Origin of the sequence: Arthrobacter sp. NPDC057259 (genome assembly GCF_042668995.1) — a bacterium.
GTDB lineage: Bacteria > Actinomycetota > Actinomycetes > Actinomycetales > Micrococcaceae > Arthrobacter.
Genome location: NZ_JBHUYA010000001.1, coordinates 13,276 through 38,761 on the forward strand (window position 1 = coordinate 13,276; position 25,486 = coordinate 38,761).

21 protein-coding genes and 1 other RNA gene are annotated in these 25,486 nt (G+C 62.6%); 13 read left to right on the top strand and 9 right to left on the bottom strand.

The window, feature by feature from the left end:
- Window positions 1–328 precede the first annotated feature (328 nt).
- Window positions 329–673, top strand: coding sequence for a helix-turn-helix domain-containing protein (locus tag ACFUCU_RS00055; protein WP_377969896.1), 345 nt, complete (start codon window positions 329–331; stop codon window positions 671–673).
- A 211-nt stretch (window positions 674–884) separates the two neighbouring features.
- Here the strand turns inward: ACFUCU_RS00055 and ACFUCU_RS00060 are convergent, their stop codons facing one another.
- Entirely contained in the window at window positions 885–1,016 is a 132-nt protein-coding gene (locus ACFUCU_RS00060; RefSeq protein ID WP_377969898.1) for a hypothetical protein, read from the bottom strand.
- 379 nt (window positions 1,017–1,395) lie between these two features.
- Here ACFUCU_RS00060 and ACFUCU_RS00065 point away from each other — a divergent pair, with 379 nt between their 5' ends.
- Window positions 1,396–1,995 carry a cation transporter gene (locus ACFUCU_RS00065; protein WP_377969900.1) on the top strand — a complete coding sequence of 200 codons (600 nt, stop codon included), beginning with the start codon at window positions 1,396–1,398 and terminating at the stop codon, window positions 1,993–1,995.
- A gap of 153 nt (window positions 1,996–2,148) precedes the next feature.
- On the opposite strand, the gene ACFUCU_RS00070 is transcribed toward ACFUCU_RS00065, so the two are convergent.
- From ACFUCU_RS00070 to ACFUCU_RS00085, 4 genes are all read right to left on the bottom strand, one after another.
- The gene (locus ACFUCU_RS00070; protein ID WP_377969901.1) at window positions 2,149–2,826 is read right to left on the bottom strand and encodes a cation diffusion facilitator family transporter; all 678 of its coding nucleotides are present in this window, start codon (window positions 2,824–2,826) and stop codon (window positions 2,149–2,151) included.
- A 182-nt stretch (window positions 2,827–3,008) separates the two neighbouring features.
- Window positions 3,009–3,824 (bottom strand): IS21-like element helper ATPase IstB, encoded by an 816-nt coding sequence (gene istB, locus ACFUCU_RS00075; RefSeq protein ID WP_377969902.1) that lies wholly within the window; start codon window positions 3,822–3,824, stop codon window positions 3,009–3,011.
- Entirely contained in the window at window positions 3,821–5,497 is a 1,677-nt protein-coding gene (istA, locus tag ACFUCU_RS00080) for an IS21 family transposase (protein WP_377969903.1), read from the bottom strand. The genes istB and istA overlap by 4 nt, the downstream gene beginning before the upstream one ends.
- Before the next feature lie 128 nt (window positions 5,498–5,625).
- A complete protein-coding gene (locus ACFUCU_RS00085; RefSeq protein ID WP_377969904.1) occupies window positions 5,626–6,321 on the bottom strand; it encodes a hypothetical protein in 696 nt (231 codons plus the stop codon).
- A 749-nt stretch (window positions 6,322–7,070) separates the two neighbouring features.
- Between ACFUCU_RS00085 and ACFUCU_RS00090 the strand changes: the two genes are divergently transcribed.
- Window positions 7,071–10,595, top strand: coding sequence for an NACHT domain-containing protein (locus ACFUCU_RS00090; protein WP_377969905.1), 3,525 nt, complete (start codon window positions 7,071–7,073; stop codon window positions 10,593–10,595).
- 109 nt (window positions 10,596–10,704) lie between these two features.
- On the opposite strand, the gene ACFUCU_RS00095 is transcribed toward ACFUCU_RS00090, so the two are convergent.
- Entirely contained in the window at window positions 10,705–14,898 is a 4,194-nt protein-coding gene (locus tag ACFUCU_RS00095; RefSeq protein ID WP_377969906.1) for an NACHT domain-containing protein, read from the bottom strand.
- Between the two features lie 294 nt (window positions 14,899–15,192).
- Complete coding sequence (locus ACFUCU_RS00100) at window positions 15,193–15,747, bottom strand: hypothetical protein (RefSeq protein WP_377969907.1); 555 nt, start codon at window positions 15,745–15,747, stop codon at window positions 15,193–15,195.
- Window positions 15,748–16,320: 573 nt separating this feature from the next.
- Here ACFUCU_RS00100 and ACFUCU_RS00105 point away from each other — a divergent pair.
- The 9 genes from ACFUCU_RS00105 (at window position 16,321) to ssrA (ending at window position 23,293) form a co-directional block, all read left to right on the top strand.
- On the top strand, window positions 16,321–16,776 hold the full coding sequence (locus tag ACFUCU_RS00105) for a TadE/TadG family type IV pilus assembly protein (RefSeq protein WP_377970772.1): 456 nt from the start codon (window positions 16,321–16,323) through the stop codon (window positions 16,774–16,776).
- Entirely contained in the window at window positions 16,757–17,251 is a 495-nt protein-coding gene (locus tag ACFUCU_RS00110; protein ID WP_377969909.1) for a hypothetical protein, read from the top strand. The genes ACFUCU_RS00105 and ACFUCU_RS00110 overlap by 20 nt, the downstream gene beginning before the upstream one ends.
- Window positions 17,252–17,325: 74 nt before the next feature.
- The gene (locus ACFUCU_RS00115) at window positions 17,326–17,736 is read left to right on the top strand and encodes a pilus assembly protein TadG-related protein (protein WP_377969910.1); all 411 of its coding nucleotides are present in this window, start codon (window positions 17,326–17,328) and stop codon (window positions 17,734–17,736) included.
- 28 nt (window positions 17,737–17,764) lie between these two features.
- On the top strand, window positions 17,765–18,880 hold the full coding sequence (gene prfB, locus ACFUCU_RS00120) for a peptide chain release factor 2 (protein ID WP_290257335.1): 1,116 nt from the start codon (window positions 17,765–17,767) through the stop codon (window positions 18,878–18,880).
- Window positions 18,881–19,128: 248 nt separating this feature from the next.
- Window positions 19,129–19,944 (top strand): cell division ATP-binding protein FtsE, encoded by an 816-nt coding sequence (ftsE, locus tag ACFUCU_RS00125; RefSeq protein ID WP_364139062.1) that lies wholly within the window; start codon window positions 19,129–19,131, stop codon window positions 19,942–19,944.
- Entirely contained in the window at window positions 19,941–20,855 is a 915-nt protein-coding gene (gene ftsX / locus ACFUCU_RS00130; protein WP_290257337.1) for a permease-like cell division protein FtsX, read from the top strand. Before ftsE ends, ftsX begins: the two co-directional genes overlap by 4 nt.
- Window positions 20,856–20,881: 26 nt before the next feature.
- A complete protein-coding gene (locus ACFUCU_RS00135; RefSeq protein WP_377970773.1) occupies window positions 20,882–22,294 on the top strand; it encodes a peptidoglycan DD-metalloendopeptidase family protein in 1,413 nt (470 codons plus the stop codon).
- Window positions 22,295–22,333: 39 nt separating this feature from the next.
- Window positions 22,334–22,804 carry an SsrA-binding protein SmpB gene (gene smpB, locus ACFUCU_RS00140; protein WP_290257338.1) on the top strand — a complete coding sequence of 157 codons (471 nt, stop codon included), beginning with the start codon at window positions 22,334–22,336 and terminating at the stop codon, window positions 22,802–22,804.
- A gap of 120 nt (window positions 22,805–22,924) precedes the next feature.
- Window positions 22,925–23,293: a transfer-messenger RNA gene (gene ssrA, locus ACFUCU_RS00145) on the top strand.
- Window positions 23,294–23,338: 45 nt separating this feature from the next.
- Here the strand turns inward: ssrA and ACFUCU_RS00150 are convergent.
- Both ACFUCU_RS00150 and ACFUCU_RS00155 read right to left on the bottom strand, forming a co-directional pair.
- A complete protein-coding gene (locus ACFUCU_RS00150; RefSeq protein WP_290257339.1) occupies window positions 23,339–23,473 on the bottom strand; it encodes a hypothetical protein in 135 nt (44 codons plus the stop codon).
- Window positions 23,474–23,524: 51 nt separating this feature from the next.
- A complete protein-coding gene (locus tag ACFUCU_RS00155) occupies window positions 23,525–23,896 on the bottom strand; it encodes a hypothetical protein (protein WP_290257340.1) in 372 nt (123 codons plus the stop codon).
- Window positions 23,897–24,028: 132 nt separating this feature from the next.
- On the opposite strand from ACFUCU_RS00155, the gene ACFUCU_RS00160 reads away from it, so the two are divergent.
- Complete coding sequence (locus ACFUCU_RS00160) at window positions 24,029–25,480, top strand: MFS transporter (RefSeq protein ID WP_377969913.1); 1,452 nt, start codon at window positions 24,029–24,031, stop codon at window positions 25,478–25,480.
- Window positions 25,481–25,486: the final 6 nt, after the last annotated feature.

Below are 25,486 nucleotides of genomic sequence, written 5' to 3' on the forward strand. Positions count from 1 at the left end.
TCTCATCGGTCACCGAGAGCGGGTTAATGTCCATTGGATCGTGGCGCCGTCCGACCTCTAATCCTGCTCGGGCACTGGCAACGGGATTTCTAGGAAACTTGGGGTTCCGTCCGAATGAATGCTGCGGAGGTCTTCGGTCGCATCGAAGCCGGCCGGAAGATAACTGAGGAAGTGCTTGAGTTCGGGTACGGACACGACCTGGTTTAGGTCGAGTAGGACTGAAACGGCCACGGGAGCGCCTTTCGATTTCTTGGTGATCTGTATCTCATTCGTTCTTATGTATCACTAGTGATACAGACAAACTCGTTCCATCTTAGTGGCATAGGGTGTGCCCACTCGACCTTCACAGATCCCGCCCGCCCGGCTGCAGCGTTGGCAGGAGCGACGCAACCAAGTCGGGTCCAGGATCCGCGAACTCCGCATTGAGCAGCAGCTCACCCAAGAGGCATTGGGGCTGGAGGCGGGGCTGACACGGGTCATGATCATCGGAATCGAGTGGGGAAGGCGGAGCGTCGCCTACGAGAGGCTCTGGGACCTTGCTGATGTCCTGGGAGTGGACGTGACGGACTTCTTCGCGGCTTCCTCCAAGTCTCCTTCGAGGGAGCCTCATCGCCGGGGACGGGTCACCAGCAGCACGAAGCGGAGGCTTACCACCGATCCAGGTGAACCCTAAGCGTCCGCCGTCCCAGATTCAGCACAGCGGCACCGACTGCATTATGCGGATACTGGGCGTCACCCAGGAGCAGCTGCAGGAGGCACTCAGCACGCTGCTCGTTTCCACCGGCGGGTACGTCTTCCGACATCTCGGTGTATACCGAAGCCGACTGGCAGGGGCTATGGCCCCTACTTACTGCTGGGCCCAGCGACGGGCCCGATAGTCGGAGCTAGCCGGCGGCTTCCAGCTTGGCGAGGCGCTCCGCGATCGGGCTACCGCTCCGCAGCGCCGTCGGGCACTTGGACAGCCACCGTTGGAGCACTGCGATCTCTTCGTCCTTCTGCTTGAGCTTCCGGTGCACAATCGCAGCCTGCTCCGTGTACCAGGGCGCGGGCTCTCGGCCTCCTGCATCCCCTTCGGCAGCCTGGATGGCTGATCGTGTCAACCTGAATGGAGCCCACTAGGACGGCCCGAACGGTACCCACCTGAGCGACTTGCCGCCACTTAATTTCCCAGGTTGTCGAGTGCCACTGACTTCCTGAGCGTGCTCGCCACGGAGATTGGAGACGGGCTGAGTCCCGCTACCCTTGTTGGTGCGGGCAGCTCGCCCTTGGTGCGGGCAGCTCGCCCGCACGGTGGCGGACCCAGAGTTCAATGGGAACTCGGGCCTGCTTTCTCTTGTCTACGAGCCCGCACTGGCCGCCGTGCCGGAGCAGGATGACTTCAGTTAGGACAGCAGTATGGTTGTTGACGCAGACCCGGGCCGGCGCCTCCTCTTGAGGCGTCGGGGGTTCGTCCTGGAAGGGATCACTCTGGCATGGAACGTTGTGGGCGTGGTCGTCCTCGCGGTTGCTTCGATCGCGGCGGGGTCTGTGGCCCTGGCAGGCTTCGGGCTGGACAGCCTGATTGAGATTGGCGCCAGTACAGTCGTGATTTGGGAGCTCTCCGGGACTGGGGAACACCGGCAGCGGCTCGCTCTCAAGCTCATCGCCGGTGCATTCATAGCCTTGGCCGCCTACCTCCTCGTTCAGTCAGGGTTGGCCCTGGCCGCGGGACATCGGCCGCTGCCGAGCCCTTGGGGCGTCGGCTGGACCGCGGTGACTGCGGCAGTGATGTTCGCCCTCGCGGCCGGCAAGGCCCGTACCGGAAAGGCCTTGGGCAACCCCGTCCTGACCGCCGAGGGCAGGGTGACCTTCATTGACGGTCTTCTCGCCACGGCCGTCCTCCTTGGTGTCCTGCTTGATGACCTCGCCGGCTGGTGGTGGGCTGACCCCCTGGCCGGCCTCGTCATCGTCTACTACGCGATCCGCGAGGCCGTGGAGATCTTCCGTCACCACTAACCGTATGACTCTGATCTATTAGAGGTCGTCCCCTTGGGGGAGTTCGCGCTCTGCAAAGTCGTCAAGGATCAGCGGATCGGGTCTTGTGTAGGTGCGCAGGCGCCTGGCCAAGCTCCCGTCGGCATGCATACTGTGCCGCTTAGGCCCGCGGGTTCAGTCGTCGTCGAAGTCGAAGTCAATGTCTGCGCCTCGCAGCGCGGCGATGGCCTTGATGATCAGCTTCACGGCCGCGATGGCGATTACGGCCGAGGCGACCAGGGCTAGGATCGGGTCCAGCCAATACAGGCCGTTGGTGGCCAGTATTACTATTCCGGCCACGACGATCGCTCCGGCGATCGCGGCATCGGCCAGTGCGTCCAGGAGTACGGAGCGCATGTGGAGGTCTTCCTCGCCTGCGTCCAGACCCAGCACGAAGGCTCCCGCGAGCATCAGCACCAGGGTGATCAGACTAACGATGACCACGGGCAGGCCTTGGACCGCTGGGGATCCTTCCTGCAACCTGGAGATGGCTTCCAGGACCACAGTGACCGTGACGCCCAGCAGCAGGGTGGCGTTGATCAGCGCGGCGATAGCGATAGGGCGGTGCGCATGGGGATGGTCGGGGTCCCGGTCCCTTAACGCGATGGCCATCAGTCCCAGAACCAGGCCGAGGCAGTCGGCCACGGTATCGCCGGCCGCGGCGAGCACACTGATGGAACCGGCCAGCAGGCCCACGGTGACCAGCCCGATGATCAACGACGCGTTCAAGCACAACACGATCAGCACACGCCGGCGCTGGCTCCAGCGCGGACTAACGGGCTTGGAGGGCCGGGTCACGATCTCAGAATCCACACTGAAAATTCTCCCACCCATAGAGCATCGGTGCTCCCACCACACGAGGAGAGCACCCAGCAGAGCAAGCGACCCTGGACGGAGGTAATCGGCCCAATTTCTGGGGGCCAGTTCAACTGGTAGATCACCGCGCCACATCTTGCGTCAGAGTTGGAATGTCACTTGGGCGTTCTTCATCCTGATCAGAACCCGGGCCGGGCGAGACTGTGGGCGAGGCGATAGGAATCGGTGCCGGTTTCGATGATGGTGCCGTTGAACGTGAGCCGGTCCACGATCGCGGCGCAGAGCCTCGGGTCGGTGAATGTCCTGGTCCATCCGGAGAAGGATTCGTTACTTGCGATGGCAATCGAGTTCTTCTCCTCCCGTTCTGTTAGAACCTGAAAGAGAAGCTCAGCGCCGCGGCGGTCCAGTTCCATGTAGCCAAGCTCATCAATACATAAGAGGTCTACGCGCCCGTATCTAGCAATCGTCTTGGCGAGGACTTTCTCGTCGGCGGCTTCGACGAGCTCGTTCACGAGCCGCGTGGCGAGGGTGTATTTGACCCGGTAGCCCTTCTCGGCCGCGGCAGTGCCTAGCCCAATGAGCAGGTGGGATTTGCCCGTGCCTGAATTCCCGATGAGACACAGAGGCGCACCTTTACGTATCCAGTCCCCGGTGGCCAGCGCATTGATGATGGCGGGGTTGATGTTTGCGTTGGCCTGAAAATCGAAATCCCCCAGCCATTTGTCCCGGGGAAAGTTCGCGGCTTTGACACGCCGAATGGACGATCGCCGGTCCCGATCGTCACACTCCGCCATTAGTAGCTCGGCCAGGAATCCCTGGTAGCTTAGCTGTTCCTTCTCGGCGACGGTCAGGGCCTCGTCCAGGACCCCCCGAACAGTCGGCAGGCGCAGCCGGCGGCAGGCCTGGTCCACGGCCGCAACCGCGGCCTGTTCTGTCAGACCGCGCCGCCGGCGCAGGGACGGAGTGACCGTCGTTGAGGGTGCAGTTGGGGTCATGAGATGTTCTCCTTCGACGCGATTCCTGCGGGGTGCTCGGCGCGTTTGGCCAGCAGCTCGTCATAGGCACTGACCGAAGGTAGGGGCCGGGCGTCCGGCGGGAGCCCGGCGATGACTGCGGCGGGATCCATGAGCCGGCGCTGGGTAAGACTGACAACTCGTTGCACATTCACGTCAATATGAGGGCCGAGATGACGGTCCGAACCGGACCCACCCGGGGGGACGCTGGAGGCGTGTCTGCGCGCTTCGACTGCGACGACGTCGGCGCTGACGGCACCCACTCCGAGGGCAGCGGCGATCCCCGCCTGGACGTCGCCGGCGTCCATGGACCGGTGGAGCAGCAGCACGTCGATGAGTTCCCGAGTCCCGTCCGCATCGCCATTGACCCGGCGGGACGCCGCCCAGAATGCCTCATGGGCGCTGGTGAACGCCCCCGACTCCCGCGCCCGGGCCAACGCCGTGGAACCGGGCAGCGCGCCGGGCTTTGTCTTTAGGACCTCCAGATAATGATCCAGCTGCACGGATTGCCCGTTCTTGGCCACGATCCGTTGATGCCTGGCGGCCACAGAGCGGCCCTCGAACACCACGAGCTCGGATGCCCGCAAGGACACCCGGACCTTCCTGCCGATGAACCGGGCCGGGACGGAATACTTCACCATCCGCACCGTGATCATCGAAGACCGGTCCACCCGCGGCGTCAGCACCAGACCCGGATCGAAGACCTCCTTGGGCAGCGGGGCCAGGAACGGCTGTTCGGCGGCGAAGTCCTGGCCAATGGTGCGAATCCTGTCACCAATCCGCCGGCCATCGTCCAGCCCTTCCCAGGCTCGGATCCGGTCGTTGAGCTCATCCAGGCATTCAGCGACAGGCATGGGGGAGAGCCGGTTGCGGCGAAACCAACCGACCTCGCCCTCGACCCCGCCCTTCTCGTGAGCTCCGGCGATGCCGGGCTGGCAGTAGAAGGCATCGAAGCCGTAGTGCGAGCGGAACGACAGCCACCGGTCATTCTCCTGGCGCTGCCGGCCCTGCCCGAAAACCACGGCAGTGACCGCGCTGGTGAGGTTGTCATAGCGGATGTGCCTGACCGGCACACCGCCAACCTCGCTGAACGCCTCGATGTGGCCCTCGAGAAATGCTTCCTGGGCCTGCGTCGGGTAAATCCGGTGGATGGCCTTGCCCGAGTGGGACAGTCGGAATACGAACATGTGGCATTTAGTCTTCACCCCTTTCAGGACCACCCAGACTTCACCGAAGTCCACCTCAGCCTCGGCGCCTGGGGCATGCTCCTGCGGGACAAACACTTCCCCCCGGCGTCCGGCCTCCACATCAATCTGCGCCCGGCGGACCCGCACATAATCACGCACAGTCGAATACGACAGCTCCTCCGCGCCGCGCTCTTCGATGAGCCGGGTCAGGACCCTCCGAGCGGTATGGCGTTGCTTCCGCGGCGCCGTCGTATCCTCGATGAGCATCGCGTCGATTGCTGCCTTGAATGGATCGAGCCGGGGCGAGGACCGCTCGGGAGTCTTTCGTTCCGGCGGTAGCGGGGAGCTCAAGGCCTTGCGCACGGTCTTTCTCGCCACTTTGTGCCTGCGCGCAAGTTCGCGGATGGATGCGCCATCGACTCTGGCGTCCCTTCGAATCTGCGCGAACAACTCCACTCTCGACCCCATCCGGTCCTCCCGCCGTTAATCCCTACTTCGACGGGATCTACGCTCACAGGTGGGTACCATTCAAGCCGTCATTAGGTCCGGCAAGTCGCTCAGGTGGGTACCGTTCGGGCCGTCCTAGTGGGCTCCGATCAGACTGACATAGTCAGGATGGCTTTGTAGCAAAGGACGAGTGCCTCATCGAGCTGGCCGTTGCGCTTCAGCTGTTTGATCGGCTCCACGAGCTCGAGGTAGTGGACGCCGTCAACCATTCCCCGCTTGAACTGGGCGGCCCGCGCACCACCGCCCTCCAGGGCTTCCTGAACCATTTCAGACCGGCGGTTGTGGGTGCTGTCGATCCGTTCCCTGGACGTGAGCGCGGGCGGGCTCTGTTCTGTGTAGGGCCATTCGGGCTTGCTGTCTGCCAGCCAAACGTAGGCTTTCGCAAGCAGCTTCTGTCCCCGGAGTACGTGGAGCTGGTACTCCACCGGTTCACTCGCCCCGATAGGCAGGCCGATGGACTTGGTCGCGGAGGAGGGGAGGCAACCGACCTTCTCACCGTCAACGAGCACAGCTACGGCCTGCGGGTCTACCGCATTATCAGGCTCCCGTTGGAGCTGGGCTTTGCCCTCGTAGAAGCCACGCTCCTTGAGTCCTTTTCTGTCGGCTAGGGCAGCCACTGCTTCCTTGGCGAACGTGGTCGTGCCGGCTACTTCCAAGCACGGGCTGAAGGATATGGAAAGGGCCATCTTCACCGGCGGCCGGGCTGCAGCCTGTTCCCGCTGACTCGCCGGTATCGGGGCCGCGTTTGCGCCTAATGCCTGCCGCAGCCAACTGCCGAGCCACATGGGAGTCCCCTCAGGTCCTAGGCGGCTTATGCCGCGGGCACGACTCTACCAATGCTGGCGGATAACCGGGCCGTCCCTGAAGTCTTTGGGTCGAGGTCGCGTACCGGCGACGGCCCAAGCCAAGAGGCACTCGGCAACCTTTGAGGCGCCTCACTTATGGATCCCAACTTGGCGCTGTACCCCATGACTCCCTTCGTGAAAAATCCCCGCATGGATGAGGTTGAGCTGCAGACGACACCGCGATCCGAGTGGCTGTAATGGAAGCGACCAGACCCCTGCTGCTGACAGTGCGCCCAGAAAAGGGAATTGATCCATGGGAATATTCAGGATTTGCAGGTGTGAAAATGGCCCTGGCGGCGGCGCGGAAGATGCTGGGATTTGATCCTAAAGACCCCCAAGTATGTCAGTGGACAATTTTGCGGAGACCTCGCCAGCCCAAGAGCCGAGCGCAACGGAAAAGTTTGTTCAAAATACGGCAGGATGTCCTCATGGACTCAGGAGACTTCCGAAGGCCGCGAACAGGATCGAATCCATTCGCCGCGCCGAGGCCGGGTGGTCCCCGGCCATCTAGCCAAGGCCGACCACGCCAGCCACAACCCGGCACCGCTCGCACGTCGCGGTCCGCCTCCGAGCAGCCAGGAAACTCGTTTAAGTACCTTTACTCCAGGCTGAGTGAAGGCGCCTTCCAGCAACTGTGCGGCGCTTTGCTTCGCCTAAAGTACGACCATGTTCAATGCTTCCCCATAGGGATGTCGGACGGCGGCGTCGATGCGATCTCTGCTGGCAGCATCATTTACCAAGTCAAATGGTCCAGCAAGGTCCAGCAAAACCCACACACGTGGCTGCGTGCCACCATCGAGGGTGAGCGGGACAAAATCTCAAAACTGGTGCACGAGAAAGGGATCTCCCGCTACATTCTGATGACCTCCGTGGCCGGGACTACTACGTCCAAGGACAGCGGGAGCATGCAAAGACTGCAAATCTCCCTGGACGAGTTCAGCAATGAATTCGGGATCCCCGTTGAGTGTTGGTGGCAGGCAGACATCGACGCCGAAGTCGATGCCGCGCCTGATTCGGTCAAATGGTCCTATCAGGAAATGTTGGCTGGTACGGCGGCCATCCGCTATCTCATTTTCGGGGCAGAGAAGGATGGCGAGGCTCATGAGATGCGGGACACGATGCTCAAGGTTATGGCCTCCCAGTGGGGAGACGACTCAAAAATCAAGTTTTCCCAACTCGACATGGACCGGGTGGACATCGCTGAACTTTTTATCGATGTCAAAGCAAAGCAGGTTCAGCAACCCGGAGCCTCAATGGAACGGTTCTACGCTGGTCATGAGGACATAAGTGGCGGCACAGGAGCCGTTGGCTACATGCTGAACTCGCTGTTCCCTTTGACTTATCTCCTTGGCGTTCCTGGCCAGGGAAAATCCACATTAGGTCAGTTTCTCTGCCAGATCCATCGAGCTGCGATCGCCCCTGAGTTGGCAACAGTCGCCGATGGATTGCCTGCGGTGACAGATCCCAAGCTTCCCTTGCGCGTAGATCTCAGTGACTACGCATTGTGGCTTTCGGGACGAGACCCCTTTGGCGAAGAGGATATGACCCGCAAGCCCCGATACAGGCGCAAGTTTGAGCGTTCGCTTGAGCTCTTCCTCGTCTCCCTGTGTACCTTCCATAGCGGCGGCCGCCAGGTGACGGTGGAGCGCCTACAGAGCCTTCTAGACAGGTATCCCACCTTGCTGGTACTCGATGGCTTGGATGAAGTTGGTGATCTGAAGCTTCGCAAGATTGTCGTCGAAGAGATTGACCGCTTCTCGTCGCGGATGGGTAAATCGGATGCCAAGCGTCGCTTCCAAATCCTGGTCACCGCAAGGCCAAACGCCTCGGGTTTGCCTGAACCTGATAAAGGAATCTTTCAGACCCTCGAGCTGTGCCCCTTGGACGCTGACTTGCAGCGCGAATTTGTCAATCGCTGGACTGAACTGAATGGCATTCGCGGACTTGCGCTACAGAAGCTGCGTCGTACGTTCGAGGAACGTACGACCCATGATCACGTAGCCCAACTTGCTGACAACCCGATGCAGCTGACTATTCTCCTGTTCCTGATCAGCAGAAAGGGTGATGCTGTGCCCGTTAGCAGGACGCCTTTGTATACGGACTACATGGACACCTTTATGGACCGAGAGGTAAACAAGCAGCAGATCCATCGCGATCATGTTCCGCACGTCATTGAAGTGACGTCCTTCCTCGGATGGCACATGCAGTCTGGGGTCGAGAGCGAACGGGGGGCCGACCGTATGACTCTGCAGGCCATCCAGGACACCCTTTTTCTTTACTTTCGCCGAACTGGTGGCCCGGTTGATCGTGCGGAGGAGCTCTTCCAGGCTGTGACCGACCGATTTTGGGCGCTCACAAGCAAATCGGAAGGGACGTTCGAGTTTGCTGTGCAACCTGTCCGAGAATACTTCGCTGCGAAGTTTCTTGCCGAGTGGGCTGGGCAGGACCGTCGGGATCCCTTGCCGAAATCCGATGTCCTTAAGGAGCTCATCAAGCGGAACTACTGGCTGAACACCGCCAGGTTTTACGCCGGCTTTGCCAACCCCAACGAGCTTGCCAGCCTAAGATATGGGCTAGAAGAGGCCTTGGCCGACATGGTGCATCCCCTGCAGGAACGAGTCGCTGTATGGACATTGCTAAGCGACGGAATCTTCACCAATAAGCCAGCGATTCAGCGAGACGTGACGAGGCTTCTGACGGACGACCTCACAGTCAGGTTGACCACTTCGCTGCAGGCAAGCGGCACTAACTTTCAGGTGCTAAGTCCGGCCTCTGGCGGGGAAGCCTTGGGAGCGGAATTGCTGGATGATATTGATCGGGCGCCGGGCGATGCTATATCTCTCGCCCGTGTGTCCATGTTGCAGAAGCACCGCCTGGTCGATGCCAAGGACTTCGCAGAATGGTGGCAGCCCAGAGTGGCGGCTGCGCTGGGCACACCACTTGAGTCGGCCTGGCTAGCCATTGGGGGAAGGTTTGGGGTGCCAAAGCTAACTCACCTAGCGGAGAGGATGGCTCTTGTCGACGCGGAGTCCTGCCGTTCGGCACTGTCCGCGGGCGTATCGCCCGCCAGCGGGTCGGCCCAAGACTCGCGGCTACTCAGGTCGGTCCTCGACGGGTGGTGTTCGGAAGAAGAGTCAACGAGTTCAAGCCAGGCCGGCAATTTGCTCCGAAGTATGCGCCCGTTTTGGTTCATTCGTCTGGCCGAGTCGGGTCGGGAGGGGCCTGCGGTTTCCAGTGGCCACTTTTGGACTGACCAGCCAGAACGGCCCCCTCGGTCCGAGTCTTTCAACGCCCTCGTCGCTGAGGATGACCGGTATAAGCGCCTCCAGCATGCCGCGAGATCACAGGCCATGGGCCAGAGGGGCACCACGGAGCCCTGGCAGAATGCGGCGCGAGAACTGGCTCGCCTGCACGGCCCCTGCTGGCTGGCTGCTGATATAGCGATCATCGGTGCGGCTACTCAGGACACGCGTCCCGAAGGGTCCTTTGAGAAAGAGGGAAAGCCCTTCGGCCCGGCAGTCGACTACGGCACTCTTGTCATGGCTCTCCGTAAGAATCCGTCCACCATGTGGTGGCAATCCAACTTCGACACGTATAAGGATTCTCTTTCGAGGAGAACCTGGGCCTTCGCCCTCCTGGCTACGGCGGATGGCAACGTTGTGCTGAAGCACCTGGACAACTTAGCAGCTGTCATGGCCGCCGCATCAGAAGATGAGTTTTACTCGTTCGCTACGTCCACTAGCCGACTCGGGGCGACTCGTATCCCTCGCCGACTGGGGGGCGACGTTCTTGCTGCCGCTGGTAAGTACTCGGATCGACTGGCACTCGTGGTTTCGCACTTTGCAGCGGGCCATGACGGGAACGACCCTCTGGAACCACTGCGGGATGAGCAACTCCGGGGCATGGCCTCGGCAGACCCCCATAACTGGAGCGTGGCGCGAGCCGTCACCGACAGGCTGCTTCGGAGTTCCAGCGAGTGCCTGATGGATGCGCTCACCAAGTTGGGGCCGGACTCTCCAGGCACTATCGGGCATGTTTCATCTGCCATTGAGCAGGGCATTTCACAGCGCATACTGCAGAGTCCCGCGCTCTACCCAGGATCCTGGGTCTCCGCGGCGGAAAGGTGCCATTCATCCTCAAACCAGGAACCGGCGCTGGCAGAGGAGATCCAGGATAATGGCTGGGTACCGGTGGTTCCACGCGTAGGACTGTGACTGTAATGAACTACAAGTTGCTAGCCAGTGTCCCAACTTCCGGTCTTGGGCCGCTTGCGTGATCGTATGTGCCTCGCCAGACCTGGGTTATGGCCTCTGCTGATTCGGCCTAGACGTTCAAAGCTACTGGCCGACGAAGCGATGCATCGAGGATGACTAGCGCTACGTTGTGACCAGCCTTCGCTTGTTCAGAGACCTTTACGTTCAGAGCAGCCCGAAGTTCCTCCAGCCCTCCGAACGCCGCCGCACTTCGCCTGCGCTGGTCGCTTGGAGTCCACGACTCGGGATCGAACCAGATGACAATGTAAATGCCGAAACTGGAGTGGATGTCCGCCATATACCTATCGACGAGTTGGCTTTGCACCGAGCCGAGGATCTCCTTGTTCCAGCAGCCCTTAACTTCGCCGGCAATCGTGATCAGGTCAGCCGCAGCGCCAGCGGGCGATGTCACCGCGTCTATCCGCAGATCAGTGCGTTCAGGCAATGGGGAGGGCAGGATCCGTCGGACCTGCACTTCCCGATTGACCACCACACCACTTTGGAGGAGCAAGTTTTGCAGTTCGGTGCGTAAATAATCCGACACTTCGTCTTCTGACTTCGGCCGTTTTGAATGCGTGTCCCAAAGGAGCGGTGAAGAGGGCGTGTCGCCCTGGAGTCTCTCCTGAACTTTGATCAGAGCCTCCAGGCTGGCTGCGAACAAATCCGCTTCTGAACGGACGAGCCGTGACTTGCGACTTGCCGCTAATCGGTCGAGCTGCTCTGGCGTTACTGGTTCCCAGCTTCTTTCGAGCAGCGTAGCCTCGGCCTGCGAGAGGGAGTACTTTAGCCACGAACGGGCCGGGTGAGCATCAACAATGCCTTTCACAGCCAAGACAGAGCTCGCAGTTCCGCGTTTCACGAGGGTTTCGAGGACAGTATCCCGCCAGGCGGCCACCACCTCCGGGGGGCCGACAGTGGAAATTTCTGAGGTAGTAGGATCCGCTTCCGGCGGAAAGTTGATCAAGAGCCACTCATAGAGAGCTGCCAACTCGGTGTCGCCCAGCTTCGGAGCCTTTCGCCTATCCATGAAGCCGATGGAAAGAACGACGGTTTTTAGGAATTCAGGGTCACCGTCCATAAGCTCGGACAAAACTGTCCACGTCTTATCCGAGTCATTGAAAAGAAGTCTCATCATCGCCTGGGCGGCCTTTTCAGGCTGAGATTCACGCTCCTGAGGCCCGAGCCAACCGACTAGTAGAGGAGTGATCGATTCACTATGGCTGACCATCAGAATATCGATGAGGTCCCACATCGGCACTTCGGGGAGGTTTCCTGACTTGAGTCTGGTAATCAAGGCGGAAGCCAATAAGGGTGAGTCAAGAAGTTCAAACTCATCCCTAAAAAACACGTGCCCTTTGTCGGCAATGGCCTTGTCGACTAAGTGTAGGAGTGTCTCCGTCAACTCTCTGCGGGCGTGCGGCAGGGCGAGCCGGAGAATCTGCCGTTTGTCTTCTCGGTTTTCTTCATCGGCGGTTGGCCCCCATCCGATGATGATCGGACCCCACGCGCGCCATACGGCCGGCTCCAGAAATCGCAGGCCCTCAGGATTATTGCGCAGCAGGAGAACTAAGGCTCGGTAACCGGCCCTCGCAGGGTAATACCATATGTCCTTTCCCACCCACTCACCGGGGGCGCAGGCTCCTCCGCGAAGGTAAAGGGAGGCGGCGATCAAGATGTCCTCCTGGTTTTCCGGAGTTAGTGCCTGCCAGCGTGGATGCTTCGTTAAGTCCGGTTGATGCTCGGCCTCATGGCGACCGCTTCCGGGAGGGATGGTCAAGTAACGCGTAAGCTTCCAGAACGCTTCAGCATCACCGCCTTTCGCCTTTGGCAAAAGGTCAAGAATCTTTGTCCGAGCCTCTTCGTCTGTCTCTTCCTCCTTCTTCTTACGCGCGCTAACCATTTTTCTCGTCTTCTCATGAAGCGCGAGTAACTCACGCTCCTCTGTTGCCTCCTGGGAGTTCAAATCGATAGCATCCCGCCAAGATGCGAACACAGACGCGACCGGGTGATCGTTCGCTAGCCCAAGTATCGTATCTAGGTGAGCGCGATTTTCAGGATCCGCTATACGCTGGAGGGCCCTAGCAATATTCTTTTGTCGGGTTCCGCTGGAGGCGACGTACTCATCCATAAGCCATTCGAAGTCGCCGGCGTTAATCAGGGCGGGACCTCCGAGCCCGTATCTGTCAGTTAGAGCTAATACAGTGACGGGATCTGCCTCATCCAACAAAGCACCAGCGAGGATGCGACCTTGATCTACGGACAGATCTAACGATTCCAAGTGGCTTGTTTTTTTGAACCAAGGTTCGAATTCTTGCAAACGGGACTTCACGATTCTGACAGCAGCAGCGAGTGCTGCCTCCTGTTCCAGATTTTTTAGGCTCAGCGCCAGGATGGATTCAACTAAGGCGGCCATACTAGAATCACCCCACAACTCCGGCTGAGAAGCGAGCCAGCTAGATGCTGGCACAAGATCAACAGCAGTTAATGATTCTGCAAAGCGGTTGATGAAGATGGAATACAGTCCGAAATAGTTTTTCGGTTGCTGCGGCTTGAGCAACTTGAACACTTCTGCCGATGAGACCGCATGGGGCCACGACGCCATCAAAGCTGCCCCAAGGAGCTCTTGATTCTGGCCCACTCCGTCTCCGACAACCGGAGAGGGTACCAGCAGGGGCAGCAAGTAAGCGCCAGGACGATCTTTTGAGAGTTCGAATACTGCCCAAGCCGCCGCCACGCGAAGGTCCAGGTCCGCGTCTTCGTCTAGGGCTATAGCGGACAAGTCCGGTATCGAGGCTTCGACGTTGCAGTCACGCGCGATGTCGATAGCGATGCGAGCAGTGTCATAGGAGTTCTCCGACAAAGCGTTACGGATCTGCTCAGCGATAGCGGGGTGATTCAAGCCAGAGAAATTCCGGAGGTAGTCATGATGGATCTTGCCATCTCGAGCTTTGGAAAAAATCCCGGACACAATTTCCTGCCGGAGGCCAGCATCAGGCATTTCGATGTTCATGATGAAGGCTTCCGGATCCACCGCAATTAGCCAAGCGTATCGCGGATCCATTGCGACGAGCCACGCGGCGATCTGCCGAATTCGGGGATGCAGCTTTCCAGAATTTGACTCCAGTAATGTGGACACTTGATTCTGATTTAGCTGACTACTGAGCACCCATCGGGCTGCCAAGTAGTCAGCAAAGGTTGCATGAGACCAGCCGAGTGTCCGGTTACCCCGACCGGAGAAAATACCCGTTCGTAGAACGGCCGTCACGGCAACGGCAGTCTGTTCCCCGGACGTAACTCCTAGATTCGCGAGGTAGTCCCCGCTGCAATCTTCAATCGTTAAGGTGTCTTTGTCAGCCTCGACCTGCGGGCCTAGCCAGAAGGTAGGACGACCGCCAAAAATTGATAAGGCTGCGAGGCGGCTCGCCGTGTCCAGTCGGGCCGCGGCCGGGATAGCTGGTCCCCTCGCAGCATCGCGCCTAGACGGATTCATCTCTTCACATAAGGTGAGCAGCCCCTTGCCGTAGAGCTCAAAGGCTTGCTGGGGAAGGTTGCCTTCACGCTTGTACGTGCTTGCCAGTAGCTTCAAGGTGAGCGGGCGAGAGGCAAGTGGTACCGCCTGCGAGGCTTCCACCGTGAGCAGAAACTCATCAGGGTCGATGCCATACGATCCCAGCAGTAGCGCAGCGTCGTCCCTCCTCAACGGGAGGAGCTCGTAGGGGACTACCTCATCGAAGTGCTTCTTTAGATTCATCTCGAGCGACGTCGGCCACTCGGCTGTTCTGCTTACGATTCGAAGCTGAAGTCGACTGCAGTCCCACACGTCGAGGTATTCGCCCACAAGTTGATGGAGGTTCTCGATTCGGCCGTGTGCCTCGTCAAAACTGTCAAATGTAAGGCACAACTCCGACCGGCTGTTGAGCCAAGACGTGACCTCTGGCCCCTCGAAAACTTTCCGAACTAGACGATCCTCACTTGAGTAAGAAGCCAGATCAACGTGGAGTACCTGGGCGGAAGTCCCAGCAGGGAGGAGGGGGGACTGAGAAGTGATCGTCGCGGATTTGCCCATGCCTGGCTCGCCTAGCAGAACTAAGCATCGCTTGGACGAGAGTTCGGCAGTCGTAACCATGTCCAGGTTTGTGCCGTAGTAGGTTGATACGTCCCTGTCCTGAAGCCAGCCCGATTGGTCCAACCCGTACGCCCGGTCAGCGGGCAACCAGAAGCGATCGATGGGCGCCACATGAGCTTCGAAGTCACTCGTAACCATTTTCTTATCCTAGGGGTGGTGAATGCTGTGGCATGGACGATGACATTTTGCGTGCGGTTTTCCAAGAGGCTCCCTAGCGTGGCGCGCGTGCATCAGGAGCGGCCGCAACCGCAGGAGGGGAGAAAAGAACTCGTCCCCACATCCGAAAAATGCGGTCCTTAAGGGGATGTGCTGGCCGATGAATCAACAAGAGCTAGCCGGGCGGTTGTGGATGGTTACGGCGGGCTGGTTGGCCCCTCCGGAGCCGGAAAATCGGTAATGAGCACTCAGCCATCGAGAAACATCTGAAATGGGTTAGGTCTTGTTGATGATTTGGAGGGTCTCGCAAACAAGGTCGGCATGGTCTGCAACGTAGGAGTTAGCGTGCCCTACGGCATACTGTCGGACCGGTGTATCGAATTGTTTCCAATCGCGAACTTGATGCGTATTCGTGTGGAGAAGGCGACCATAGAGATATACGTCAATTAGATCATGCACACTTCCCGCCCAGAGAGTGTTTGCATTTTCATCCGTGATAATCCTCAAATCCTGCTGCGTCTGAGTAGTCAATGAGGCCAGACGCTGCTTTATGCCGCGACATTTAGGAGCCATGGAACGATCCAGCTCGCTAATTGCATTCACAACCTTGTCGAGATAGATTGGCTCACTTTTTAGGAGTGCCAAAGGTCTAATGAAGACAAGCAGCTGGGTGAAGTGAGCCTCTTCAAAGGATTCAAGTAGTTCTCTGGTCACGGGTCCAAAACTGGGATCGCACCGATGTGTTACTTGATGAAGAGGGAGCTGCACTACGTCGCTTGCATACGACGCAAAAACTTCGATTTTTTCTCGTGGTGACAGTTTTTCCGTCACAAGGCTCCTAGTTTTCCGTGGAGCTCCTCCTAGTTGAAAAGCTCGATGTCCGGCCCCTGCGTTGGAAAATGCGGGCGGGCTGCAGTCTACTGTGGCACCCGCCGCTCCTGCTTGTGCGCAGCAGCCACGGTCGACAAAAAGACGAAACGCACTTTGTCGGACGATGTTCTGAGGCAATCGATTCGCTTCGCTCCTCGAATGCCTCAGATGGATGGCAACGGACGCGTAAAGGAGGAGTCAGTAGGTACATGGCCACAAACGGGCAGGTGCGGTCATCGGCTGTCCAACGCGCTTCAACCACGGCGGCGTAGGGCGGGCGAGGTCGCGCCTTAAACACGCTCGAACCCTACAAAGAACGGTTGGGTGATGATCACGCTGATGTCCGCCGTCCTGGTCGCGGCCCTCCTCGCCATCGCCGGGCCGGCGCTCGAGGGGCTCTTCAATCAAGCTATGCAGAAGGTCGGGCAATAGGCGGTGATGCACCCACCGGCAGGTAAGCCGGCGCGGGCGCGCGACGGCGGCGGCAGGGGAGCGGTGAGCCGTCATGACGGGGACAAGGACCGCGTGGCCCGGATAGGACTCTCGCGCCGCCCGGCCGGGCGAAAAGCGGTTCGGCTCGTCCCGGTCCGGCGCCGCGCCGGTAAACCACCCCGGGCCCACCACCCCGAGCGGGGTGCCGCGGTTGTCGACTTTGTGATGGTCGGCGCTCTCACAACCGTGTTCTTCCTGGCCGTCGTCCAGCTCGCGCTCGTTCTGCACGTCCGGAACACCCTGATTGACGCCGCTGCCTCCGGCGCGCGGTACGGCACGCTCGCCGACCGGGGCGCCGGTGACGCGAGGGAGCGCACGGCGCAATTGATCGGCGTCGCATTGACCTCTGACTTCGCCCGCGATGTCAGCACGGGGGAGGCCAGCTACGGGGGGATCCGCACCCTCGAGGTGACCGTCCGTGCCCCGCTGCCCGTCATCGGCCTGATCGGGCCGACCGGGATGCTGGAGGTGAAGGGCCATGCCGCCTTCCAGCCCTGAACCCCCGGGTGTCCCTGACCCCGCCCGCCCGGACGTCCCGGACCCCGACACCGCCGGGACCAACCCGCAACAGGGGAGCGCCGTCGTCGAGTTCACCTTCCTCGCGCTGCTCCTGATGGTCCCGGTGGTGTATTTCGTCATCACCCTCGGCCAACTGCAGGGCGGGTCGTTTGCCGTGGCCGGGGCAGCGGACCAGGCAGCCAAGGTCTTCGTCGCCCAGACCGACGCCGGTGCGGGGCGCGCCGCGGCGGAACAGGCCGTCCAGCTCGCGCTCGCCGACTACGGGCAGCCCGCGGGCAACGCCACCTTGGAGACCGCCTGCAGTTCCCCCGATTGCACCGCCGCAGGATCGGCCGTCACCGTGACGGTCCGGCTCACCGTGCCCCTGCCGTTCGTCCCCTTCGGCGAGGCCCTGCGGCTCGACGCCGGACACCTGAGCGCTACCTCCACCCAGATCGTCGGGCGATTCCGCTGATGGTCCTGGGACGAGCGAACGGCGCGGAACGGGCACCAGGAAAGCCCCATGACGCCGGAGAGTCCGGTCAGCTGATGGTCCTGATCATTGGCTATGTCCTGATCGCCCTGCTGATCGTCACCGTGGTCGCCGCGGCCTCCAGCGTGTACCTCGAACACAAGAAGCTGCTCTCCCTCGCCGACGGCGCCTCGATCGCCGCGGCGGACAGCTTCACCCTGGGCCAGATCGACGGCAGCTCCGGTACGCCCACCGCCATCCTCAGCGGTCCCCGCGTCCGCGGCACCACCCTCGACTACCTCACCCGCGACGGCGCCTTCGCCCGCTTCAGCGGCCTGGCCGTCACCCCGGCGACCGGCAGCCCCGACGGGGCCACCGCCGTCGTGGTCCTCAGCGCGGCGGTGCACCCGCCAATCGTGAATTTCCTGGTCCCCGACGGCATCAGGATCGAGGCGACGTCGACGGCGCGGTCCCGGCTGACGCGCTGACTCGCAACCGGGGTAGGCTTGAAAAACCATGGCAAACATTGATTTTCCCGCTGAAATCCGCGCCCTGCGCGCCACCTACGCCTCGATCGAGAACGTCTCCAATGTCGAGGCGCTCAAGGAGGACATCGCCGAACTGAGCGAGCGCGCCGGCGAGCCGAATCTCTGGGACGATCCGTCCGCCGCACAGGTCATCACCTCGAAGCTCTCGCACAAGCAGTCCGAACTCGAGCGCCTCAACAAGCTTGCGGCCCGCATCGACGACCTCGAGGTGCTCGTGGAGCTCGGCCAGGACGAGGGCGACGAGGATTCCATGGGGGAGGCTGCCGCGGAGCTCGAATCGGTCCGCAAGGCGCTCGCCGACCTTGAGGTGGTCACCCTGCTCTCCGGCGAGTTCGACGAGCGCGAGGCCGTGGTGACCATCCGGGCCGGCGCCGGCGGCGTGGATGCCGCGGACTTCGCCGAGATGCTGCTGCGGATGTACTTGCGCTGGGCCGAACGCCACGGCTACCCGACCACCATCATGGACACCTCCTACGCCGAAGAAGCCGGCCTGAAGTCGGCCACCTTCGAGGTCAAGGCGCCCTACGCCTTCGGCACGCTCAGCGTCGAGGCGGGCACCCACCGACTGGTCCGGATCAGCCCCTTCGACAACCAGGGCCGCCGCCAGACCTCCTTCGCCGCCGTCGAGGTCATCCCGCTGATTGAATCCACTGACTCGATAGAGATCCCGGACAACGAGATCCGCGTGGACGTCTTCCGCTCCTCCGGCCCCGGCGGCCAGTCGGTCAACACCACCGACTCCGCGGTGCGCCTGACCCACATCCCCACCGGCACCGTCGTGTCGATGCAGAACGAGAAGTCCCAGCTGCAGAACCGCGCCGCCGCCATGCGAGTCCTCCAGTCCCGCCTCCTGCTGCTGAAGAAGGAGCAGGAGGACGCCGAAAAGAAGGCCTTCGCCGGCGACGTCAAGGCCTCCTGGGGCGACCAGATGCGCTCCTACGTGCTCAACCCGTACCAGATGGTCAAGGACCTGCGCACCGAACACGAGGTGGGTAACACCTCGGCCGTGTTCGACGGCGAGATCGACGACTTCATCGACGCCGGCATCCGCTGGCGCACCGACAACCGCAACGCGGAGAAGTAAACCCCCGGGAAGCGACGCCGCCCAACCGGACCAGCGCCCGCCGCCCGGCCAGCGCCCGCCGCCCGCGCCACGCCGGCAGACCAAAGCAGCCCCAATTTCCCGCGACACGCCACCACCCTCCGGCCGGCGCGCCGGGGCTGGTGCGTATAGTCGGAGGGCCGGTGCCCTATTTCCCCCAAAAGAAAGCCCGCGCCCCGGCGGCAGAACTGGTCTGAAAGATGCCCGGCTCCTGCTGGGTACATAGGGTCATGATCCGCTTCGAAAATGTCACCAAGGTCTACGACCAGAAGGCGCGGCCGGCGCTGGATTCGATCAACCTTGAGATCGACCGGGGAGAGTTCGCCTTCCTCGTGGGGGCCTCCGGCTCCGGCAAGTCCACCTTCCTGCGCCTGGTCCTCAAGGAGGACCGGGCCTCCTCCGGCGCGGTCTACGTCGCCGGCCAGAACGTGGCCCGGATCTCCAGCTGGCGGGTGCCGCGGCTCCGGCGGGGGATCGGCGTCGTCTTCCAGGACTTTCGCCTGCTGCCGCAAAAAACCGTCTTCGCCAACGTCGCCTTTGCCATGCAGGTGATCGGCCGCAGCCGCAGCGTCATCCGCGAAACCGTGCCCGAGGTCCTCAAAACCGTTGGCCTCGAGGGCAAGGAAAACCGCCTCCCGCATGAGCTTTCCGGCGGCGAGCAGCAGCGCGTGGCAATCGCCCGCGCCGTCGTGAACCGTCCCGGCATCCTGCTGGCCGACGAACCCACCGGCAACCTGGACCCCACCACCTCCATGGGCATCATGGGTGTCTTGGACAAGATCAACCAGAACGGCACCACCGTGGTGATGGCCACCCACGACGACGACATCGTGAACGAGATGCGCAAGCGCGTCGTCGAACTCCGCAACGGCAAGGTCATCCGTGATGAGGCCCGCGCCCTCTACACCTCGATGATCCCCACGGTGGGCCAGGCCCGCCGGGCCCGCGACGCCGGCGGCCGGGAAGACAACGGCAGCAGGGACGACGCCGGCACGGCCGGCAACACCACGGCCAAGGCCGACGACGCCGGGGAGGTTCAGCTGTGAGGCTCGCCTTCATCCTCGGAGAAATCGGCAGCGGCCTGCGCCGCAACCTCTCCATGGTCGTCTCGGTCATCCTGGTCACCTTCGTCTCGCTGACCTTCGTCGGCGCGGCCGGCATGCTCCAGCTGCAGATCAACCAGATGAAGGGCTACTGGTACGACAAGGTCCAGGTGGCGATCTTCCTCTGCAGCGACGGCTCGACGGCGCCCGGCTGCGCCTCCGGTCCGGCCACCCAGGAGCAGCAGGACAACCTGCGCAAGCTCCTGCAGTCCCCGTCCGTGGCCCAGTACGTCAACGACTTCCAGTACGAATCCAAGGACGACGCGTACAAGCACTTCAAGGAGCAGTTCTCCAACTCGCCGATCGTCGACTCGGTCACCCCGGACCAGCTCCCGGCCTCCTTCCGGATCAACCTCAAGGACCCGGAGAAGTACCAGGTCATCAGCGAAAACTTCTCCTCCCAGGCCGGGGTGGAATCCGTCATCGACCAGCGCCAGCTGCTGGAACGGCTCTTCTCGGCCATGAACGCCGCCTCGCTCGTGGCCGTCAGCATCGCCGGCGTCATGATCATCTGCGCCATCCTGCTGATCGCCACCACCATCCGGCTCTCGGCCTTCAGCCGCCGCCGGGAAACTGGCATCATGCGGCTGGTCGGTGCCTCCAAGACCGTCATCCAGCTGCCCTTTATCCTCGAGGGCGTTATTGCCGCTGTGATCGGTGCGGCCCTGGCCTCCGGCACGCTCTGGGCCGTGGCGAACTTCTTCCTCAACGGTTTCCTGTCCAAGCAGTACCCGGATACCGCCTTCATTTCCCCGGGCCAGACGCTGATCCTTGCCCCCGCCCTGATCGGGCTGGGCATCGTGCTCGCCGGAATATCATCGCTCCTGACCCTCCGCCGGTACCTTAGGGTCTAGCCGTGCGCAACGTAGAGGAACTGCCCATGACACCGAAGGCACGACGCACCGCGGCGGCCCGCAAGGCCCTCCGCCACAGCCGCCTGGTCAGCACCGCCGTCGTGCTGGCCCTCGCCGCCAGCCTCGGCGCGCCCGCGCCGCTGGCGGTGGCGGACAACCTCGAGGACCAGCAGGCCGCCCTGCGGGACCAGGCCGCCCGGGTCCAGGACTCCCTCGAATTCGTTGACGCGAAGATCTCCCAGGCCGCGGCCGACCTGGTGGTGTACCAGGGCCAGCTGCCCGGGGCCCAGCAATCCCTCCTGGAGGCCCAGGGCCGGGTGGCCGGGGCGGTCAAGGAGGTCGATGCCCTCGCCGCGCGCGTGGACCTGGCCCAGCAGAACAAGGCCAAGATCACCCAGCAGCTCCAGAATGACCAGCAGAAGATCACCGAGACCAAGAAGCTGATCGGCCAGATCGCCACCCAGGCGTACAAGTCCGGCGGCGTCCCCTCCAACCTCTCGCTCTTCTTCGGCTCGAACCAGGGCGGCAGCCTCACGGACACCATCGACCTGGCCGACCAGGCGCTGCGCAGCCAGAACTCGGCGATGGACAAGCTCACCCAGCAGAACGCCACCAACGTGAACTCACAGGCGCGCCTGCAGGCGGTGGAAGCCGAGATCAAGGACCTCAAGTCCAAGGCCGACGCCGCGCTGGAGCGGGAGAAGGCGGCCCGGGACGAGGCCGAGGCCAAGAAGGCCCAGGTGGACAAGCTCATCGCCGACACCACCCGGATCAACGCCGAACTCCAGGCCGCCAAGCCGGGCATCCAGAACCAGCTCGCCCAGGTCAAGGCCCAGCAGGACGCCGTGGCCGCCGAAATCGCCGAGCGGGACCGCAAGCTCCGCGAGGCGTGGCTGGCGGAGCAGCGCAGGATCGCCGAGGCCGCCGCGGCGGCAGCGGCCGCCGCTGCCAAGGCCCAGGGCCAGGCGCCGCCGCCCCAGGCTCCCTACGTTCCGCCCGCACCGGGTCCCATCTCGGCATTCGGGCTGCGGCACCCCTTCGCGGCCAACATCCCGATCACCTCCGGCTTCGGCTGGCGCGCGACGCCCCCGGGCACCATCGACTTCTACGGCCAGGGCGGCTACATGCACACCGGCATCGACTTCGGTGCCACCTGCGGCACCCCGGTCTACGCCGCGGCCGCGGGCACCGTGTTCTCCGCCGGGTGGGGCAACGACGGCGGCGGCAACCGGGTGAAAATCTCCCACGGCGTCATCCAGGGCAACTCACTGACCACCGTCTACTACCACAACACCTCCGTGGTGGTCTCCGTCGGCCAGCAGGTCAGCCAGGGACAGCTCATCGCCTACTCCGGCACCACCGGCAACTCCACCGGCTGCCACGCCCACTTCGAGACCTGGGTCAACGGCCAGGCGGTCGACCCCATGGGCCTGCTCTAAACTGGAGTGAATTGCACCATCGATTGAGGAGTTAGCACCGTGCCCAAAGAAAGTGGCCGGAAGGCAGTGGCCACCAACCGCAAGGCCCGGCACGACTACCACATCCTGGATACCTACGAGGCGGGCATCGCGCTCATGGGTACCGAGGTCAAGTCCCTGCGCGAGGGCCACGCGTCCATGGTGGACGGGTTCTGCACCTTCTACAACGGCGAGCTCTGGATGGAGGGTATCCACATCCCCGAGTACCACCAGGGGAGCTGGACCAACCACGCCGCCCGCCGCCGTCGGAAGCTGCTCCTGCACCGCGAGGAACTGACCAAGATCGAGCACAAGGTCCGCGAGTCCGGCTTCACCATCGTTCCCCTGCAGCTCTACTTCGTGGACGGACGCGCCAAAGTGGAGATCGGCGTCGCGCGCGGCAAGAAGGAATACGACAAGCGCCAGACCCTGCGCGAACAGCAGGACAAGCGCGAGGCCCTGCGCGTCATGCGGGAACGCAACCGCCGCTAAGGCCGGGACGGCCACGCGGCCGCGGGAATGATTCCGACGGCGGCTGCGTTATCATTGAGTGTCCGGGAGGGATCCACAAGGTCCCGAACGGCGGGTTATGGACGTTTGATAACTAAACATGGGGATGATCGGTTTCGACGATGTTAGTCGCGACAGGTGAAGCGGGCCGAGGATGCAGAATTATCTCGTAAACGCTGTCTGCAAACCAATAAGTGCCGAATCAAAACGCACTGACTTCGCTCTCGCTGCCTAAGCAGTAAGACAGTCCGTCAGCCCGAGGTTGCTATTGCCCCGGATCCTGGCGTCATTTAGATAGCCACTGCTGTTTACCCTCGTCATCGGGGTAAACGGGACTCTTAGATGACTGGGCCCGGATCAGCCACCTGTTTGCAGGATGGCTGGGGCCGAGAAAATCCGACGCAAACTGCGCCCGGAGAAGCCCTGACAACACGACATCGGACGGGGGTTCAATTCCCCCCATCTCCACCAACCCAGCGAAACGGCCGGAAGCTTCTGCTTCCGGCCGTTTCGTCGTTAACGCCGCTTGATGTGGGACACCTGGTCCGTGTGCTCATCGACGATGTGCTTGGCTTTTTTCTCGGCCCGTTTTTCCTTGATGGTCTTGACCGGTTTCTTGCTCTGGTGCCGGTGCGGCGACTTATCAGGCATGGCGCACTCCCTCAAAAGAAACGGGCCCGGGATGAACCCGTTCGTTTCAGGCTACGCCCCGGGTACGGCCACGTCCACGACGCCGACAAACCGGGTTCCGACGCCCTCGTACTCGCTCCGTACGTGGTTGGGAGCCAGTTCCGGCAGCTCGAAGGGGGAGTGCCGTTCGCAGCACACCCAGCTGAACTCGGGCCACCACTTCTTCGGCCGCGCGGCCTCCGAGTAGCCGCACACGGCGCAGGTGAGCTGGGCCCACACCGGCCGCTTGCCGGTCCGGTTGGCCTTGGACTGGCGAAGCCACGCCGGAGGGCTGTCCAGCAGTTCGGCGAGTTCGGCGTCGGAGAGCCGGGCGGGGATGCCGTGGCGGCTGGCCATTTCCAGCGGAATATCGAGGACCTGGGCTGCTTCGCGACGGGTAATCATCCGTCAATTTTACGCGACGGCGGGAGAAGCGGCGCCGGCGGGCCACTGCCGACGGCGCTGCAGGACTGCCGCGGGCACTCGTTGGGGCGCCCGGTGCTAGGCTCAGGGCACCGGATCAGGAAGGCACGAACCATGCCCGGCACCCCCGCCGCACCCATGACAAGCCTGCAGAAGCGCGTGCTCTACGTGGCGATCGTGGCCTCCTTCATCGCGTTCCTCGACGGTTCCGTGGTGAACCTGGCGCTGCCGGCCATCAGCCGGGAACTCGGCGGCGGCCTGGTGGTCCAGCAATGGGTGGTGGACGCGTACCTGCTGACCCTCGGCGCGCTGATCCTGGTGGCGGGATCCCTCTCCGACCAGTTCGGCCGGGTCCGGGTGCTGGAGTGGGGGCTGGCGGGGTTCACCGCCACGTCCATCCTGTGCGGGGTGGCGTGGAACGGCGAGTCGCTGATCATCTTCCGCGGCCTCCAGGGTGTGGCCGGTGCGCTGCTGGTGCCCAGCTCACTGGCGCTGATCGTCACCGTCTTCAGCGGCCCGGCCCAGTCCGCCGCGATCGGCAAATGGTCCGCGTGGACCTCCGGCGCGATCGTCGCCGCCCCGCTGCTGGGCGGGATCTCCGTGGATGTCTTCACCTGGCGGGTGATTTTCTTCCTGAACATCGTTCCCGCCGCCGCCGTCTGGCCGGCGCTGCGCCGGCTGCGGGCCCAGGACCTGGAGCGGCCTCCCGGCAGCAGCATAGACGTCGCCGGCACGGTGCTCGCCGTCGTCGGCTTGGGTGGGATCGTCTATGCGTTCATCGAACGCGGCAGCCAGGGCTGGGGCTCGCCCCAGGTGTGGCTGCCGCTGGCCGTGGGCATCGCCGGACTCGCCGCATTCCTGGTGCACGAGGGCCGGACACGCGCGCCGATGATGCCGCTGCGGCTCTACACGGTGCGGAACTTCGGCTGGGGCAACGCCGCCACCCTGGTGATCTACGGGGCACTGAACCTGGGCTTCTTCGTCCTGGGCCTCTACCTCCAGCAGGTGGCCGGGCTCGGAGCCACTGCCGCCGGCCTGGCCCTGTTGCCGTCCACCCTGATCCTGTTGCTGCTCTCCTCCCGGATGGGGGCACTCTCCGGACGTTTTGGCCCCCGCTGGTTCATGACCGCCGGGCCGCTGCTCTGCGCGGCCGGCTTCCTGCTGATGCTCGGCATCTGCCTGCCCCTGGACTATGCGTGGCAGGTCCTTCCCGGCGTCGTGGTCTTCGGGATCGGCCTCGCCGTGACCGTGGCGCCGCTGACCTCGGCCATCCTCGGCGCGGTTCCGCCGGAGGAGGCCGGGATCGGCTCGGCCGTGAACAACGCCGTCGCCCGCATCGCCGGGCTGGTGACGATCGCCTTCGCCGGGCTGATCACGGGGCCGGTCATCACCACTGCGGGACTGCACGCGACGTCGCTGGTCACCGCCGCGCTGTTCGTCGCCGGCGCGCTGGCCTCCGCCGTCGGGATCCGGAATCCGCCAGCGCCCGCGGACGCGTCCGCCGGACCTGCGCCAGACGGCGTGCCGGGCGACGGCGGGGGAGCCCAAAGGGCTAGCGGAGACTAGCGGCAG

Bases quoted from the DNA above. Each gene is read 5' to 3' on its own strand.
- prfB (WP_290257335.1), top strand. From the start codon at position 17,765: ATGGCAAACATTGATTTTCCCGCTGAAATCCGCGCCCTGCGCGCCACC.
- ACFUCU_RS00155 (WP_290257340.1), bottom strand. From the start codon at position 23,896: ATGATTACCCGTCGCGAAGCAGCCCAGGTCCTCGATATTCCGCTGGAA.
- ACFUCU_RS00110 (WP_377969909.1), top strand. From the start codon at position 16,757: ATGCCGCCTTCCAGCCCTGAACCCCCGGGTGTCCCTGACCCCGCCCGC.
- ACFUCU_RS00160 (WP_377969913.1), top strand. From the start codon at position 24,029: ATGCCCGGCACCCCCGCCGCACCCATGACAAGCCTGCAGAAGCGCGTG.
- ACFUCU_RS00150 (WP_290257339.1), bottom strand. From the start codon at position 23,473: ATGCCTGATAAGTCGCCGCACCGGCACCAGAGCAAGAAACCGGTCAAG.
- ACFUCU_RS00085 (WP_377969904.1), bottom strand. From the start codon at position 6,321: ATGTGGCTCGGCAGTTGGCTGCGGCAGGCATTAGGCGCAAACGCGGCC.
- ACFUCU_RS00135 (WP_377970773.1), top strand. From the start codon at position 20,882: ATGACACCGAAGGCACGACGCACCGCGGCGGCCCGCAAGGCCCTCCGC.
- ACFUCU_RS00115 (WP_377969910.1), top strand. From the start codon at position 17,326: ATGGTCCTGATCATTGGCTATGTCCTGATCGCCCTGCTGATCGTCACC.
- istA (WP_377969903.1), bottom strand. From the start codon at position 5,497: ATGGGGTCGAGAGTGGAGTTGTTCGCGCAGATTCGAAGGGACGCCAGA.
- ACFUCU_RS00065 (WP_377969900.1), top strand. From the start codon at position 1,396: ATGGTTGTTGACGCAGACCCGGGCCGGCGCCTCCTCTTGAGGCGTCGG.
- ACFUCU_RS00095 (WP_377969906.1), bottom strand. From the start codon at position 14,898: ATGGTTACGAGTGACTTCGAAGCTCATGTGGCGCCCATCGATCGCTTC.
- istB (WP_377969902.1), bottom strand. From the start codon at position 3,824: ATGACCCCAACTGCACCCTCAACGACGGTCACTCCGTCCCTGCGCCGG.
- ftsE (WP_364139062.1), top strand. From the start codon at position 19,129: ATGATCCGCTTCGAAAATGTCACCAAGGTCTACGACCAGAAGGCGCGG.
- ACFUCU_RS00090 (WP_377969905.1), top strand. From the start codon at position 7,071: ATGTCGGACGGCGGCGTCGATGCGATCTCTGCTGGCAGCATCATTTAC.